This window comes from Enterobacter cloacae complex sp. IR5384 (assembly GCF_049237265.1).
In the GTDB taxonomy this organism is placed as follows: domain Bacteria; phylum Pseudomonadota; class Gammaproteobacteria; order Enterobacterales; family Enterobacteriaceae; genus Enterobacter; species Enterobacter cloacae.
Genome location: NZ_JBMKHJ010000115.1, coordinates 1 through 778 on the forward strand (window position 1 = coordinate 1; position 778 = coordinate 778).

The following is a 778-nucleotide window of genomic DNA, read 5'->3' on the forward strand; positions in this document are numbered from 1 at the left end:
ACGGCAAGATACAGCCAGCCTTCGTGGGTCCTGATGTAGGTTATGTCCGTTACCCAACGCTCATCAGGAGCATCCGGATTGAACTGTCGCTGGAGCCTGTTGGGTGACACGATACTGGCCTCGCCTTTACGTGCCCGCGGGCTTCGGTATCCGACCTGAGCCTTTATTCCGACACGTTTCATCAGTCTCCAGACTCTGTTTACTCCGCACTGTTGCCCGCTGTCACGCAGATCCAGATGGATTTTGCGATAACCATAGACGCATCCCGATTCCAGCCAGAACTGTTTAATCTGTCCTGTCAGTCTCAGGTCTGCCTGATGGCGTTGTGAATGCGGCTGCTGAAGCCAGGCGTAAAAACCACTGGGATGAACATCCAGCACCCGACAGAGCAGGCGAACAGGCCAGCAACAGGAGTTGTCACGGATAAAGGCGTACCTCAGTCGGACAGCTTTGCGAAGTACGCCGCGGCTTTTTTTAATATGTCCCGTTCGTCGGTAACCCGTTTCAGCTCTTTCTGGAGACGGCGGATCTCGGCCTGAGCATCTGACTGTTCTTTATTAGTGGAAGAATCCGGACCGTACTTCTTTATCCAGGCATAAAGGCTGTGGGTGGTGATATCGAGACGTGTTGCAACGCTGGCAACAGAATAACCGCGATCAACAACCTGTTTGACTGCTTCAGTTTTAAACTCTTCAGGATAACGCTTACCGCTCATGGGCACCTCTCTTTAAGTCATCTTAAATGACTCTGAGGTGTCTGTTAAACGCGTGGCGATTCA

1 pseudogene is annotated in these 778 nt (G+C 51.9%); it reads right to left on the minus strand.

What is annotated here, in order from left to right:
• A pseudogene (locus ACOTX3_RS26120) lies at positions 1–715 on the minus strand (IS3 family transposase); the annotation flags it as partial.
• Positions 716–778 lie beyond the last annotated feature (63 nt).